General features: G+C 72.9%; 15 protein-coding genes and 4 tRNA genes. 4 read left to right on the top strand and 15 right to left on the bottom strand.

The window, feature by feature from the left end; genetic code table 11:
- Positions 1-71: 71 nt before the first annotated feature.
- The 7 genes from rplL to ACI784_RS00750 all read right to left on the bottom strand — a co-directional run bounded on the left by rplL (position 72) and on the right by ACI784_RS00750 (position 4,362).
- The gene (rplL, locus tag ACI784_RS00780) at positions 72-464 is read right to left on the bottom strand and encodes a 50S ribosomal protein L7/L12 (protein ID WP_456917536.1); all 393 of its coding nucleotides are present in this window, start codon (positions 462-464) and stop codon (positions 72-74) included.
- A 17-nt stretch (positions 465-481) separates the two neighbouring features.
- A complete protein-coding gene (gene rplJ, locus ACI784_RS00775) occupies positions 482-1,081 on the bottom strand; it encodes a 50S ribosomal protein L10 (RefSeq protein ID WP_456922922.1) in 600 nt (199 codons plus the stop codon).
- Between the two features lie 357 nt (positions 1,082-1,438).
- Positions 1,439-2,158: a 50S ribosomal protein L1 gene (gene rplA / locus ACI784_RS00770; protein WP_456922921.1), complete on the bottom strand. Its 720-nt coding sequence runs from the start codon at positions 2,156-2,158 to the stop codon at positions 1,439-1,441.
- A 116-nt stretch (positions 2,159-2,274) separates the two neighbouring features.
- Positions 2,275-2,703, bottom strand: coding sequence for a 50S ribosomal protein L11 (gene rplK, locus ACI784_RS00765; protein ID WP_012950499.1), 429 nt, complete (start codon positions 2,701-2,703; stop codon positions 2,275-2,277).
- Between the two features lie 40 nt (positions 2,704-2,743).
- Positions 2,744-3,625 (bottom strand): transcription termination/antitermination protein NusG, encoded by an 882-nt coding sequence (nusG, locus tag ACI784_RS00760; protein WP_457012253.1) that lies wholly within the window; start codon positions 3,623-3,625, stop codon positions 2,744-2,746.
- A 42-nt stretch (positions 3,626-3,667) separates the two neighbouring features.
- Positions 3,668-4,189 carry a preprotein translocase subunit SecE gene (gene secE, locus ACI784_RS00755; protein ID WP_456922919.1) on the bottom strand — a complete coding sequence of 174 codons (522 nt, stop codon included), beginning with the start codon at positions 4,187-4,189 and terminating at the stop codon, positions 3,668-3,670.
- Between the two features lie 100 nt (positions 4,190-4,289).
- Positions 4,290-4,362: transfer RNA gene (locus tag ACI784_RS00750), tRNA-Trp, on the bottom strand.
- Positions 4,363-4,566: 204 nt separating this feature from the next.
- Between ACI784_RS00750 and ACI784_RS00745 the strand changes: the two genes are divergently transcribed.
- The gene (locus tag ACI784_RS00745) at positions 4,567-5,214 is read left to right on the top strand and encodes a dihydrofolate reductase family protein (protein ID WP_457012252.1); all 648 of its coding nucleotides are present in this window, start codon (positions 4,567-4,569) and stop codon (positions 5,212-5,214) included.
- Between the two features lie 12 nt (positions 5,215-5,226).
- Positions 5,227-6,483: a pyridoxal phosphate-dependent aminotransferase gene (locus ACI784_RS00740; protein WP_457012251.1), complete on the top strand. Its 1,257-nt coding sequence runs from the start codon at positions 5,227-5,229 to the stop codon at positions 6,481-6,483.
- 18 nt (positions 6,484-6,501) lie between these two features.
- Here ACI784_RS00740 and ACI784_RS00735 read toward each other — a convergent pair whose 3' ends face one another.
- The 7 genes from ACI784_RS00735 to ACI784_RS00705 form a co-directional block, all read right to left on the bottom strand.
- Positions 6,502-7,929: a M1 family aminopeptidase gene (locus tag ACI784_RS00735; protein WP_457012250.1), complete on the bottom strand. Its 1,428-nt coding sequence runs from the start codon at positions 7,927-7,929 to the stop codon at positions 6,502-6,504.
- Positions 7,926-8,348 carry a MaoC family dehydratase gene (locus ACI784_RS00730; protein ID WP_457012249.1) on the bottom strand — a complete coding sequence of 141 codons (423 nt, stop codon included), beginning with the start codon at positions 8,346-8,348 and terminating at the stop codon, positions 7,926-7,928. The genes ACI784_RS00735 and ACI784_RS00730 overlap by 4 nt, the downstream gene beginning before the upstream one ends.
- Positions 8,345-8,791, bottom strand: coding sequence for an FAS1-like dehydratase domain-containing protein (locus ACI784_RS00725; protein WP_457012248.1), 447 nt, complete (start codon positions 8,789-8,791; stop codon positions 8,345-8,347). Before ACI784_RS00725 ends, ACI784_RS00730 begins: the two co-directional genes overlap by 4 nt.
- A 65-nt stretch (positions 8,792-8,856) precedes the next feature.
- A complete protein-coding gene (gene rpmG, locus ACI784_RS00720; RefSeq protein ID WP_097205646.1) occupies positions 8,857-9,021 on the bottom strand; it encodes a 50S ribosomal protein L33 in 165 nt (54 codons plus the stop codon).
- Positions 9,022-9,117: 96 nt separating this feature from the next.
- A tRNA-Met gene (locus ACI784_RS00715) sits at positions 9,118-9,191 on the bottom strand.
- 45 nt (positions 9,192-9,236) lie between these two features.
- Positions 9,237-9,309, bottom strand: a tRNA-Thr gene (locus tag ACI784_RS00710).
- A gap of 71 nt (positions 9,310-9,380) precedes the next feature.
- On the bottom strand, positions 9,381-11,924 hold the full coding sequence (locus ACI784_RS00705; RefSeq protein ID WP_456922913.1) for a putative bifunctional diguanylate cyclase/phosphodiesterase: 2,544 nt from the start codon (positions 11,922-11,924) through the stop codon (positions 9,381-9,383).
- Positions 11,925-12,537: 613 nt separating this feature from the next.
- Here ACI784_RS00705 and ACI784_RS00700 point away from each other — a divergent pair.
- Positions 12,538-12,969 carry a pilus assembly protein TadG-related protein gene (locus ACI784_RS00700; RefSeq protein WP_457012247.1) on the top strand — a complete coding sequence of 144 codons (432 nt, stop codon included), beginning with the start codon at positions 12,538-12,540 and terminating at the stop codon, positions 12,967-12,969.
- 77 nt (positions 12,970-13,046) lie between these two features.
- On the opposite strand, the gene ACI784_RS00695 is transcribed toward ACI784_RS00700, so the two are convergent.
- Positions 13,047-13,128, bottom strand: a tRNA-Tyr gene (locus ACI784_RS00695).
- Positions 13,129-13,230: 102 nt separating this feature from the next.
- On the opposite strand from ACI784_RS00695, the gene ACI784_RS00690 reads away from it, so the two are divergent.
- Positions 13,231-13,722 carry a YajQ family cyclic di-GMP-binding protein gene (locus ACI784_RS00690; protein WP_456922911.1) on the top strand — a complete coding sequence of 164 codons (492 nt, stop codon included), beginning with the start codon at positions 13,231-13,233 and terminating at the stop codon, positions 13,720-13,722.
- Positions 13,723-13,811: the final 89 nt, after the last annotated feature.

Here is a 13,811-nt window from a genome sequence, read left to right as displayed (position 1 = left end):
AGGACGGCCCCTGCGGGTCGTGCGAGGTGGTGCGTTGCCCGGCGGCGGTCAGGCCGCCGCCGGGCACCGGGTCACTTGACGGTGACGGTGGCGCCGGCGCCCTCGAGGGCGGCCTTGGCCTTCTCGGCAGCGTCCTTGGCGACCTTCTCCAGGACCGGCTTCGGCGCGCCGTCGACCAGGTCCTTGGCCTCCTTGAGGCCGAGCGAGGTCAGGCCGCGCACCTCCTTGATGACCTGGATCTTCTTGTCGCCGGCGCTCTCGAGGATGACGTCGAACTCGTCCTGCTCCTCGGCGGCGGGGGCACCGCCGTCGCCACCACCGGCAGCCGGGGCGGCCGCGACGGCGACAGGGGCAGCAGCGGTGACCTCGAAGGTCTCCTCGAACTGCTTCACGAAGTCGGACAGCTCGAGCAGCGTCATCTCCTTGAACGCGTCGAGCAGGTCCTGGGTGGACAGCTTGGCCATGATCTCTCCTTCGGGGGTCAGTCGGTGCTGGCCGCGGCGTCCGCGGCGGCAGCGTCGGTGTCGGCGGTGGTGTCAGCAGCGGTGTCGGCGGCGGGAGCGCCCTCGGCGGGCTTCTTCTCCTGCAGCGCGGCGGCCAGGCGGGCGACCTGCGACAGCGGGGCCTGGAACAGACCCGCGGCCTTGGTGAGGTTGCCCTTCATCGCGCCGGCCAGCTTGGCGAGGAGCACCTCACGCGGCTCGACGTCGGCGAGGGCGGTGACCTCGGCGGCGCCGACCGTGCGGCCCTCGACCACGCCACCCTTGACGACGAGCAGCGGGTTGGCGCGCGCGAAGTCACGGATGGCCTTGGCGGCGTTCACCGGGTCGCCCTCGATGAAGGCGATCGCGGTCGGGCCGTTGAGCAGCGGCGCGAGATCGGCGAAACCGACCTCCTCCGCGGCCCGCTTCGTCAGGGTGTTCTTGACGACGGCGTAGCTGCTGCCCTCACCGAGGGAACGGCGCAGCTGGGTCAGCTGGGCCACGGTCAGCCCGCGGTACTCGGTGAGCACCGCTGCGCTGGACGACTGGAACCGCTGGGTGATCTCGTCGATCACCGCGGCCTTCGCCTGCGTGGGCATGGGCCTCCTCTCGTCTGTCGGGCGACCACCGGCCGGTGCACGACGGCGGGCGATCAAGGGCCCGGAGACGAGGAACGCCCCGGCGCAGGGCGCACGGGGCGAGGGCCGGGCGCAGCGCCCGGCGATCGAACCGTCCTCCTGCGCGGGTCGCCCGGGGTCCGGGACCTTCGATCGCACGCGGACGTGCGACGACCAGCGGTCTTGGGGGGAACGGCGTCGAGCATACGCCATGTCGACAGGGCACCGCTGTCGCCGTCGTCACCCGCCGGCCCGGAACGCGCGGAGGCCCCGCAGCGCGTGTGCGCTGCGGGGCCTCGGCGACCTGCGTGTGGTCCCGTCCCGGCGGACGGGCCGATCTCAGGCGGTGGGCTCGTCCACCGTCAGGTTGCGGGTCCGGTTCGGGTCGACCGGGATGCCCGGGCCCATGGTCGTGGAGACGGTGACCTTCTTCAGGTACCGGCCCTTGGCGGCCGACGGCTTGGCCCGCAGGACCTCGTCGAGCGCCGCGGCGTAGTTCTCCACCAGCTTGGTCTCGTCGAACGAGGTCTTGCCGATGACCAGGTGCAGGTTGGCCTGCTTGTCGACGCGGAAGTTGATCTTCCCGCCCTTGATGTCGTTGACGGCCTTGGTGACGTCGGGGGTCACGGTGCCGGTCTTCGGGTTCGGCATCAGGCCACGGGGGCCGAGGATGCGGGCGATCCGGCCGACCTTGGCCATCTGGTCGGGGGTGGCGATCGCCGCGTCGAAGTCCAGGAAGCCGCCCTGGATGCGCTCGATCAGGTCGTCCGAGCCGACGACGTCGGCGCCGGCGGCCTCGGCCTCGGCGGCCTTGTCGCCGGTCGCGAAGACGATGACGCGGGCGGTCTTGCCGGTGCCGTGCGGCAGGTTGACCGTGCCACGGACCATCTGGTCGGCCTTGCGCGGGTCGACGCCCAGGCGCATGGCGACCTCGACGGTGGCGTCGTAGGTCGTCGGCGACGTCTGCTTGGCCAGGGTGGCCGCCTGCAGCGGGGAGTACAGGTTGTCGCGGTCGACCTTGGCGGCCGCCTCGCGGAACTTCTTGCCGTGCTTCGCCATGGTGTGTCCTCTCCCCCGGCGCGCGGCCGGGAGTCGTGTGGTGAACGGGCCTGGCGCGGCCCTCCCACGTGTGACGTGCTGGAGCGGTCCGGCACCGGGGCGCCGGGTCCTGCTGCTTACTGGACGGTGATGCCCATCGACCGGGCGGTGCCGGCGATGATCTTCTCGGCCTCGTCCAGGGAGTTGGCGTTGAGGTCGGCCATCTTGGTCTGGGCGATCTCGCGGACCTGGTCACGGGTCACGGTGGCGACCTTGGTCTTGTGCGGCTCGCCGGAGCCCTTCTCCACACCGGCCGCCTTCAGCAGCATGCGCGCCGCGGGCGGGGTCTTGGTGACGAAGGTGAACGAGCGGTCCTCGTAGACCGAGATCTCGACCGGGATCACGTTGCCGCGCTGCGACTCCGTGGCGGCGTTGTACGCCTTGCAGAACTCCATGATGTTGACGCCGTGCTGGCCGAGCGCCGGACCCACGGGCGGCGCGGGGGTGGCCGCACCGGCGTTGATCTGGAGCTTGATGACCGCGGTCAACCGCTTCCTGGGGGGCATGACTTCCTTCTCTGTCGCTGATCCGGCCCGGGGGGCCGGCTCAGATCTTCTGGACCTGGTTGAACGAGAGCTCGACCGGCGTCTCCCGGCCGAAGATCGAGACGAGCACCTGCAGCTTCTGCTGCTCGGCGTTGATCTCGTTGATCGTGGCGGGGAGCGTGGCGAACGGCCCGTCCATGACGGTCACCGACTCGCCGACCTCGAAGTCGACCACGGCGGCCGGCGCGGCGGCGGTCGTGGTCGTCGTCTCGGTCGCCTTGGCGGCCGGCGCGGTGGTGGTCGGGGCGAGGATCTTGACGACCTCGTCGAGGGTGAGCGGCGAGGGGCGAGAGGTGGCGCCGACGAACCCGGTCACCCCGGGGGTGTTGCGCACCGCGCCCCAGGACTCGTCGTTGAGCTCCATGCGCACCAGCAGGTACCCGGGGAACACCTTGCGGTTGACCTGGGTCCGCTTGCCGTTCTTGATCTCGGTGACCTCCTCGGTGGGCACCTCGATCTGGTAGATGAAGTCCTCCATGTCCAGCGACTGGATGCGGGACTCGAGGTTGGTCTTCACCTTGTTCTCGTACCCGGCGTAGGAGTGCACGACGTACCAGTCGCCGGGGGCGATCCGCAGGGCCTTGCGCAGCGCCTCGACGGGGTCCTCGTCCTCCTCCGGCTCGACCAGGTCGGAGTCGGCCGCCGGGGCGGTCAGCGGGTCGCCGGCCAGGCTGTCGACGTCGCCGTCCTCGATCTCGGGGGTCGCGTCGGCCACGCCGGTCAGGGCGTCGAGGTCGGCGGTGTCGGTGGAACCCTCGGCGGAGCCGGGCTCGCCCGCGCCGGTCTCGAGGTCCGCACTGCCACGGACGTCGAAGCGGGCGTCGTCGAGGTCGATCCCCTCGACGGCGCTGTCGGTGTCGAAGGGCTCGCGGGGGTCGGTCACGGGGATCTCTTCCTTGTCGGTGGCGTGCAGGCGCGGATGGGCTCAGCCGAAGACGGCGAGCACGGCCTGGGAGAAGAGGAGGTCCAGGCCGGCCACCAGCGCAACGATGAAGGCCACGAAGACGATGACGACGGTCGTGTAGGTGATCAGCTCGCGCCTGCCGGGCCAGATGACCTTGCGCAGCTCGGCGACGACCTCGCGCAGGAACCGGCCCACGCTGCGCTTCTGCCGGATCTCCTCGGCGCGCGCCCGCTCGGCGGCGGCCCGGGACCGGGTGCCGGCCCCCTCGGCGGTGCGCTCGCGGACCGGACGCCGGGTGCGCGCGGCAGGCTCGTCGTCCTCGTCCTCGTCACCGGCGGTGATCCGCCCCCCACGGCGACGCGCGGGCGTGGCCACGACCTTGTCCTCCTCGGCCTCGGCCTCGGCGGCGACGTCGGCCTCCGCGGCCTCGAGCTCGGCGGCGTCCTCGACGCCCGGGGCCTCGCGGTCGATCTGCTCGTCGGTCAGCTCGGCGTCGGAGGCGGCGCGAGGATCGTCCTCGCGTCCCGACTTCTCGTCGCTCACTGCGCCTCGCTCGCCTCGTGGTGGTGGCCGCTGCTGGGGGGCCGTCGGTCGGGTGTCGTACGGGTCGTGCACGTCGCCGGCGCGGAGCCGGCGGCACGGGCAGGGGTGACAGGACTTGAACCTGCAGCCTGCGGTTTTGGAGACCGCTGCTCTGCCAATTGAGCTACACCCCTAGTGCCCTGAGCCGGGCTCTGGGACCGCCGGACCCACCACGCTCGGCACCCAGCCCCGCGAGGGCATCCGGGGCACGCCGGTGGCGGGGTCAACTGCCCCAGGACAGCCAGTGTACGGGACCGGCGGGCGGGGCAGCGAACGTCCTCCCGAACCGTGGCGCAGACCACCGATGACCCCCCGGCCGTCCAGCGGTCTCAACCGGCGTGACCGAACTGCGCGTGCACAACCTGTCCGTGTCCCTGGACGGCTTCGCCGCCGGCCCGTCGCAGAGCGTCGACGCCCCGCTGGGCGTGGGCGGCGAGCGCCTGCACGACTGGGCGTTCGAGGGCGAGCGCTCCCCCGTCGACGAGCGCTTCTGGACCGCCGGGGTGCACGACGCGGGGGCCACGATCATGGGCCGCAACATGTTCGGCCCGATCCGGGGGCCGTGGTCCGACTCCGGCTGGTCGGGCTGGTGGGGCGAGGACCCACCGTTCCACCACGACGTGTTCGTGCTGACCCACCACCCGCGGCCGCCGCTGGAGATGGCCGGCGGCACGACGTTCCACTTCGTCACCGAGGGCATCGAGGCCGTCCTCGAGCGGGCGCGGGACGCGGCGGGCGGCGGGCACGTCCGGCTGGGCGGCGGCGCGTCGACCGTCCGCCAGTACCTGCGCGCCGGCCTCCTCGACGAGCTGCACGTCGTCGTGGTCCCGGTGCTGCTCGGTGCCGGGGAGCGACTGTTCGGCGACCTCGGCCCGGCGCTCGACGGCTGGACGTGCGTGGAGTACGCCCCCTCACCCGTGGTCGCGCACGTGCGGCTGCGGCCGGACCGGTCCGGAACGGGGGCGACCCCCGGCGCCGCCCTTTGACACGATGGACGCATGACCGCCGTCTCCTCCTCGGAGCCCGCCGCCCCGTCCACCGAGCTGCCGCCCGCCGAGCGGCGCATCTCCCGCCGCATCGCGGCGATCGCCGAGTCCGCGACGCTCGCGGTCGACGCCAAGGCCAAGGCGCTCAAGGCCGCGGGCAAGCCGGTGATCGGCTTCGGCGCGGGCGAGCCGGACTTCCCGACGCCGGACTACATCGTCGAGGCCGCCGTCGCCGCCTGCTCACAGCCGGCGATGCACCGGTACACGCCCGCGGGCGGGCTGCCGGCCCTCAAGGAGGCGATCGTCGCCAAGACCGCCCGCGACTCCGGCCTGCAGGTCTCGGCGGCCAACGTGCTGGTGACCAACGGCGGCAAGCAGGCCGTGTACGAGGCGTTCGCCACGATGCTCGACCCCGGCGACGAGGTGCTGCTGCCGGCCCCGTACTGGACGACCTACCCCGAGGCCATCGCGCTGGCCGGTGGCGTCCCGGTGCCCGTGGTCGCCGACGAGGAGAGCGGCTACCTCGTGTCGGTGGCCCAGCTGGAAGCCGCCCGGACGCCGCGGACGAAGGTGCTGCTGTTCTGCTCGCCGTCCAACCCGACCGGGGCGGTGTACCCGCCGGAGGTCGTCGAGGAGATCGGCCGCTGGGCGCTGGACAACGGCATCTGGGTGCTCACCGACGAGATCTACGAGCACCTCACCTACGACGGGGCGACCGCACCCTCGATGCCGGTGCTGGTGCCCGAGCTGGCCGACCGGTGCGTCGTGGTCAACGGGGTCGCCAAGACCTACGCGATGACCGGCTGGCGGGTCGGCTGGATCGTCGGCCCGGCCGACGTCGTCAAGGCCGCCACCAACCTGCAGTCGCACGCCACCTCGAACGTGGCCAACGTGTCTCAGGCCGCGGCGATCGCGGCGCTGACCGGCGACCTCTCCGCGGTGGCGACGATGAAGGAGGCCTTCGACCGCCGCCGCCGGACCATCGTCTCGATGCTCCGCGAGATCCCGGGCGTCGCGTGCCCGGAGCCGCGGGGGGCCTTCTACGTCTACCCGTCGGTGAAGGCGCTGCTCGGGCGGGAGATCGCCGGGCGGACGGCGAGCAACAGCGTGGAGCTGGCCGAGATCGTCCTCGAGGAGGCCGAGGTGGCCGTCGTCCCTGGCGAGGCGTTCGGCACGCCCGGCTACCTGCGGATGTCCTACGCGCTCGGCGACGAGGACCTCGTCGAGGGCGTCGGCCGGATGCAGCGCCTGCTGGGGTCGGCGGGCTGAAGGGAGCCCGCAGGGCGCCTAACGGGGCAGGTCGTCCTCGTCGAGGGCGCCCGCCTCGGTGAGGACGTCGAGCGCGGCGGGCAGGTCGGCCAGCGCCCGGGCGAGGTCGGCGGGGGTGGCGATCGTCCAGGCGTTGGCGTCGACGTAGCAGCGCAGCGCCGCGTCGAAGGCCGCCGGCCCGGCGGCGTCCCGGGCGGCGAGCAGGGCGGCCTCGCCCTTGTCGTACACGCGCTGGAAGTACTCGACGGGGTCGGCGAACTCGTCCATCGCCGACCCCACGTCGCCCGGTACCGACAGCCGCTGCTCCACGTCGCCCGGCGGGAAGGCGACCGACTCGGCGTAGCTGGCGAAGGCCTCGTCGAGCCACGGGTCGCGGAACTGGGAGTCCCCGACCATCCCGTAGAACCACATGTGCGCCACCTCGTGCAGGAGCACCAGCTGGTCCGGCGACGCCAGCAGGATCGAGCTCGGGTACTCGATGCCACCGCCGTAGTCGGGCAGCAGCGGCACGGTGAGCGTGCGGTACGGGAACGCGCCGAAGCGCTCCTCGAGGTCGCCGATGGCCGTCACGGTCCGGTCGGCGAGGACGTCCGCGGTCAGGGGTGCGCCGGGCAGGACACCGGTCGTCACCTCGACGCCCCCGGGGGTGGTGGTGGAGGCGGTGGTGAACTCCCCCGCCGCGACGCTCACGTCCCGGGCGACCGGCTCGCTCGAGATCCACGTGCGGCGTCCGTCCTGGACGGCCGTGGGGGGCTCCTGGTCTCCGGTCATCAGGACGGTGAGGTCGGCGGGCGCGGAGACACGGACACGGGTGTCGGCCACCGGGCTGGTGGCCGTCTCTCCGAGGATGCCGACGAAGGGGTCCCGCGCCCAGCCGACGCCGGGCTCCCACGCCAGCAGCGGCGCGCCGCTGGCCCACCAGGACACGCCCTGAGCGGTGCCGATGCGCTCGAAGCCGCCCCCGCCGAGCCGCAGCGTGAAGTCCAGCGCCACCTCGGTGCGCTCTCCCGCCGCGAGCTCGCGGGTCAGGTCGACGACGTAGAGGCCCCCGGGCTCCTCGGCGCCGGCGTCCTCGTAGCCGCTCCCGGCCACGTCCTCTCCCCGCACGGCGTCCACGGTCAGGGCGTTGCCGGCGTCGGCCGCGCCGGGGTCGTTGGGCACGAGCCGGAACACCAGCTCACGGGTGGGCAGGTCCGGGGTGAACACGACCGTCTCGGTGCCGCGGACGGTGCGCCGGTCGTCCTCCAGGCGGAGGTCGAGGTCGACCCGCGGACGGTCGGGATCCGGGGCGGCGCGCTGCGCGCAGCCGCCCTGGGTCTCCCCGTCCCGTCCGGCGTCCGCCGACGCGCGGGCCTCGGCGGCGACGGTGTCGACGAACGAGGACCCGCAGGCGGGCAGGAACAGCAGCGCCGCGGCGGCCAGGGCGGCGCGACGCCGGGGGATCACGCCAGGCGGACGGTCGCGCGGGCCAGGGACAGGACCTTCTCGCCACCGCTGGTCACGGAGAGGTCGACGCGGGCCCGGCCGTCCTCACCGAGCGCCCCCACCTTGCCGCGGACGACGACCTCGGCCCCCGTCTCGTCGTCGGGCACGAGGACCGGCCGGCCGAACCGGACCTGGTACTCCACGAGCGCGGCCGGGTCGCCGGTCCACGCGGTGACCGCACGCGCGGCGAGGGCCATCGTGAGCATCCCGTGGGCGATGACCCCGGGCAGGCCGACCTCGGTGGCCACGCGCTCGTTCCAGTGGATCGGGTTGAAGTCGCCCGACGCCCCGGCGTAGCGGACCAGGTCCGCCCGCGTGACCCGGTAGCTCTGCTCGGGCAGTTCGGAGCCGACGGCGACATCGGCGGCGCGCACGGTCACGCGGTCCCCCGGGCGACGAGCATGGACGTGGCCGAGCAGACCGGCTCGCCGTCCTCGGTGGCGACGTCGACCCGGGTGGTGAGCAGGTCGTTGCCGGCGACGCTGCGCACGGCCTCGATCGTGGGGATGGCGACCAGGCGGTCGCCGGCGCGGATGGCGCGGTGGTGGGTGAACCGCTGCTCGCCGTGGACGACGCGGCTGTAGTCGAGGTCGACGTCCGGGTCCTCGACCACCACGCCGGCCGCCGAGAGGGTCAGCACGATGGCGAAGGTGGGCGGCGCGATGACGTCGGGGTGGCCGGCGGCGCGGGCGGCGTCGGCGTCACGGTGCACCGGGCTGTCCTCGCCGATCGCGGTGGCGAACTCGGCGATCTTCTCGCGGCCGACCTCGTAGACGGCGGAGGGCGGGTAGCTGCGCCCGACCAGTGTCGGATCAAGCGCCATGCTCCCGCCCTCCTGCTGCGTGCGACCGCTGGGTCAGCGCGTCTACGCGGTGCCTCGAGACCGCGTCAGCGCGTCTCGCGGTGGATGGTGTGCTTGCGGTCCTTCGGGCAGTACTTCTTCAGCTCGAGCCGGTCGGGGTCGTTGCGCCGGTTCTTGCGGGTGATGTAGTTGCGGTTCTTGCACTCCTGGCAGGCCAGGGTGATCTTCGGACGGATGTCGGTGGCTGCCATGGAGTTCTCCTAGCCTTGTGGGATGGGCCTGCCAGGCCCGGCGCGTGGGCGGCGCCCACACGACGACGGACCCCGGGATGCGGGGTCCGTCGAGAGTAGCGGTGACCGGATTTGAACCGGTGACACAGCGATTATGAGCCGCTTGCTCTGCCTGGCTGAGCTACACCGCCGGGAAGACCGTGCGGCCCGGTCTCGCGACAGGACCGGCTGGTCGGAGCCCCTTTACGGAATCGAACCGTAGACCTTCTCCTTACCATGGAGACGCTCTGCCGACTGAGCTAAAGGGGCGGTGGCCGAAGCCGTGGAGAACTGTACCTGACGGCTCCGGGGGTCTGTCGCAGGGGGTCCCCCCCGGGGTGTCAGGTGCGGACGAACAGCCGCCGGTGCGGCGTGCCCGGGACGGCGGACCGGACGCCGGTGCGGGCGAGGATCCAGCTCTCCAGGCGGTCGTCGGGCAGCGGTCGGCTGACCAGGAAGCCCTGCAGCTTGTCGCAGCCCATCTCGGCCAGGAGGTTGCGGGTCAGCTCGTCCTCGACGCCCTCGGCGACGACCCGCAGGCCGAGGTTGTGCGCCAGCTCGATGATCGAGCGGGCGATGAACGACTCGCCCTGACTGGTCGACATCGTCAGCACGAAGGACTTGTCGATCTTCACCTCGTCGATCGGCAGCTGGCGCAGCTGGGACAGCGACGAGTACCCGGTGCCGAAGTCGTCCATCGACAGCCGCAGCCCCAGGGCGTGCAGGTCGGCCAGGACGGTGCTGCTGCGCACCGAGTCGTCCACGACGCTGCCCTCGGTGAGCTCGAGGGTGAGCAGCTCCCCCGGGACCCCGTGCCGCCGCAGCGCCCGCCGGACGCGGTCGACGAGGTCGGGCTCGGTGAGGCAGCGGGCGGAGAGGTTCACCGCGACCGACAGCGCGATGTCCTGGTCCAGCCACTTGCGGCAGCGGGCCAGCGCCAGGTCGAGCACGTGGTCGGTGAGCAGGCCGATCCGGCCGATCTGCTCGGCGAGGTGGATGAAGTCGTCGGGCGCGATGGCGCCGTAGCGCGGGTGCGCCCAGCGGACCAACGTCTCGACCGAGACGATGTCGGAGGTCCGGGCGTCGATGATCGGCTGGAACACCACGCTGATCTGGCCCTCGGCCATGGCCGACTCCAGCTCGGTGCCCAGCTGCAGCCGGCGCAGGCTCTGCTGGTCGAGCACCGGGTGGTAGCTGGCCACGCCGCTGGAGCCGGCGCCGGCCAGCAGCGCGACGTCGGCCCGCTGCATGAGCGTGCCGGCGTCCGTGCCGTGGACGGGGGCGGCGGCCACGCCGATCGACAGGGTGACCTCGAGGTCGAGGCCGGCGACCCGGGCGCGGGTGGAGGTGGCCTCCCGGAGCCGCCGCGCGGCCCGCTCGGTGGCCGCCAGGGACAGCCCCGGCAGCAGGACGGCGAACTGCTCCCCCTCCATCCGGGCCACCAGCGCCTGCGGCGGGGCGTGCTCGCGCAGCAGGCCGGCGGTCACGAGCAGCAGCTCGTCGCTGGCCGCGTGCCCGAGGGTGTCGGTGACCTCGGTGTAGTTGTCCAGCGCGGCGAGGATCAGCCCGACCCGGCCGGCGACCGGGTCGGCGGCGAGGGTCGCGTCGATCTCGACCGCCAGCCGCTGCCGGTTGGGCAGGCCGGTGAGGCGGTCGTGGTCGGCGTCGTACCGGATCTGGGTGAGCAGCTGCTGCTGCCGGATGGCGGCGTTGACGTGGGTGAGCATGGAGTCGAGCGCGGCGCGGTCGCCGTCGGCGAAGGAGACGACGTCGCTCTGCCGGTCGCAGATCTCCAGGTACCCGGGCTCGCCCGCGGCGGTGGCGACCGGCGCGGCGAGCAGGTCCTGCGCTCCCCGGCGGGCCAGTGCGGCGGCCTCGGCCTCGGTGGCGCGCACCGCGGAGACCAGGACCGGGCCGTCGACCGAGCCGTCGGTGGCGCGGCTGCGGATGAGGTCGTCGGGGTCGCCTGGGCCGTCGTACCAGCTGCGGCCGTCCTCGGCGGCGACCACCAGGCGGGGTTCCTCGTCGAGGTAGGGCGGCAGCCACAGCGCCACCCGGTCGGCGTTGAGCAGTTCCTTGACCGCCTCGACGATGCGGCGGGTGCCGTCCTCGTCCGAGCTGACCTGCTCCACGCGGCGGGCGAACTCGTAGACCCGTTCCAGGCTCTTGCGTTCTCGCGCGACGTCGGCGAACCGCCGGAACAGCAGGACCACGGCGAGGACCACCGGGACGATCAGCACCCACGTCCAGGCGCTCACCTCGACCAGCAGCAGGGCGACCAGGCCGGTGGCGACGGCCAGGGGCCCCACCACGACGATCGGCACGAACAGGTCCGCCCACAGCGAGTGGCCGGCCAGGCCGGCGGTGGCGGCGATGGCGGCCGCGACCAGCAGCGCGCCGGCGACGTCGGCGGCCAGCACGGCCACGAGGAGGCTCAGCCACGACAGCGGGTCGGTGGTGGCGCCCATCGGCATCAGGTCGAGCACGATGAGCGCGACCGCCGTCTCGGTGACGGCGTTGGCGACGTTGAAGACCGACTTCGCCAGGCTGTAGCGCTGCTTGGCGAGCACCAGGCTCAGGGCGAGGGTGCGGGCCACCGCGGCCCAGAAGCCGTCGACGGCGACCAGCGCGATGACCAGCGCGAGTTCGTTGACCGACCAGCCGAAGGTCTGGCGCCGGAACTCGATCTGCAGGGGGACGGACTCGGTGACGAGGAAGGCCGCCGTCACGACGAGGAACAACCAGCCGGGACCACCGGAGGCGTGCGGCGCCAGGACGGCGACGAGGCACACGACGGCCAGCCCCAGAGCCGGGGCCGCCAGACCCCAGGGGTTCCGCACACGCGGCCGCGAGGACGGCGGTGCAGGCAGGGGCGATTCGGCCACGGTGACCCGGTTCCTCGTGGGGGGAATGAGCGGGCCAGACGCTAACAGCGCAGGGGCCCGGACGGGAGCGACCTCACCCGAGCGAGGTGGGTGCCCGGCGACCGGCCACCCACCTCGCGAGCTCTGGATCGTTCAGACCAGGCCGGTCAGCAGCCCCAGCGGGCCCCACGACCCCAACGGGCCCCGCGACCCCACCGAGCTCCCCGACCCCACCGTGCACCGCGCTGCGTGTTCATGACGCCTCCTCAGGCATGAAGAACTGCTCGTTGTTGCGGCAGTCACCCAGGCGCGGGGGCAGAGCGTCGTTCGGTACGGACCGCGCCCGAGACATTGCTGCCCGTCACCCGATCGGGACAAGCACGGAAGATCACGACGGTGTGACAAACCGTCATGCCGTCACTCACCGTCACTCCATGTACCTCTGTGTCACCCATCGGTGGGATCACCGGGACGGGTGGTGCGGGTGGTGCGGACGAGTCTGCCTGCCGCGTGGCAGGGCTGGATCCACAGGCCGACTCGCCCTGGACCGGGGACCGGCCCCACGGGTCCACACCCGTCCACAGCGCCGTCCACAGGCCGTGGACCTGGCACGGGCCCCTCTACGCTGCCCCGCGTGCGACAGGACGACCGGGGTGCCGAGCGCGGTTCCACGCTGCCTCTGGTCCTGGTGTGCTGGCTGGTGGCGGCGCTCATGGCGTTCGGGGCGATCGCGGCCTCCGACGCGTTCCTGGAGCAGCAGGAGGTGCAGGCGGTCTGCGACGGCGCGGCGCTCGCCGCGGCCAACGCGACCGACGAGGCGGCGCTCTACGCCGCCGGCGTGGGCCGGACCCTCCCGCTGACCCGCGCGGGGGCCGCGGCGGCCATCGCCGACCAGCTCGCGGACGGCGGCACCCGGCTCGACGCCTGGGCGGCCGAGACCGACGGCGTGGAGGTCACCGTGACCTGCACCCGCAGCGTGGAGATCGCCTTCGGCTGGCTGTTCCTCGGCGGGCAGCCCCTCGACCGCACCGCCGTCGCCAGCGCCCGCACCCCGACCGTGCCCTGAGCGGCGACGGCGGACGCCCCCCGGAACGGCGAAGGGCCCCCGACCTCTGCGGAGGTCGGGGGCCCTTCTCGTACCTGTGGCGGGTGAAGGATTCGAACCTTCGTAGGCTAAGCCGACGGATTTACAGTCCGCTCCCATTGGCCACTCGGGCAACCCGCCGTGGTGGTACGGGGAGAGAGCGTACAAGACGCCGTCACCCGGTCCGTCCGGTGTCCCCCAGGGGCCCGACGACGCGGTGGCACACCGAGAGGAGCACCCCAGATGGCCGACTCGTCCTTCGACGTGGTGAGCAAGGTCGACCGCCAGGAGGTCGACAACGCGCTCAACCAGGCCGCCAAGGAGCTCGCCCAGCGGTTCGACTTCCGCGGCACCAACGCCACGATCGCCTGGGCCGGGGAGGAGGGCGTGAGCCTCAGCGCCGACACCGAGGAGCGGGTCGCCGCGGCGCTCGACGTCTTCAAGGAGAAGCTGGTCAAGCGCGGCATCTCGCTGAAGTCCCTCGACGCCGACGAGCCGCAGTCCTCCGGGAAGTCGTACAAGATCTCGGCGCGGATCAAGCAGGGCATCGAGTCGGACAAGGCCAAGCAGATCGCGAAGATCATCCGCGACGAGGGCCCGAAGGGCGTGCAGGCGCAGATCCAGGGCGACCAGCTGCGGGTCAGCGGCAAGAAGCGGGACGACCTGCAGGCGGTCCAGCAGCTGCTGCGCGGCAAGGACCTCGACGTCGCGCTCCAGTTCGACAACTACCGCTGAGCCAGGGCCACGCGATCGGGCGGCGGTGGACGCGTAGCGGGTGCCGGCGCTGCTCGGCACGTGGGCGCCGGGCGGCGCGCGCTGCGCCC

It is taken from the genome of Geodermatophilus sp. SYSU D01186 (assembly GCF_054050215.1).
Note: the sequence above shows the minus strand (reverse complement) of the source record. Positions and strands in the feature narration are given on the sequence as shown.

Excerpts from the sequence above, each read along its gene's own strand:
- rplK (WP_012950499.1), bottom strand. The coding sequence starts at position 2,703 with ATGCCCCCCAGGAAGCGGTTGACCGCGGTCATCAAGCTCCAGATCAAC.
- ACI784_RS00725 (WP_457012248.1), bottom strand. The coding sequence starts at position 8,791 with ATGGCGCTTGATCCGACACTGGTCGGGCGCAGCTACCCGCCCTCCGCC.
- ACI784_RS00740 (WP_457012251.1), top strand. The coding sequence starts at position 5,227 with ATGACCGCCGTCTCCTCCTCGGAGCCCGCCGCCCCGTCCACCGAGCTG.
- rpmG (WP_097205646.1), bottom strand. The coding sequence starts at position 9,021 with ATGGCAGCCACCGACATCCGTCCGAAGATCACCCTGGCCTGCCAGGAG.
- rplJ (WP_456922922.1), bottom strand. The coding sequence starts at position 1,081 with ATGCCCACGCAGGCGAAGGCCGCGGTGATCGACGAGATCACCCAGCGG.
- ACI784_RS00690 (WP_456922911.1), top strand. The coding sequence starts at position 13,231 with ATGGCCGACTCGTCCTTCGACGTGGTGAGCAAGGTCGACCGCCAGGAG.
- rplL (WP_456917536.1), bottom strand. The coding sequence starts at position 464 with ATGGCCAAGCTGTCCACCCAGGACCTGCTCGACGCGTTCAAGGAGATG.
- rplA (WP_456922921.1), bottom strand. The coding sequence starts at position 2,158 with ATGGCGAAGCACGGCAAGAAGTTCCGCGAGGCGGCCGCCAAGGTCGAC.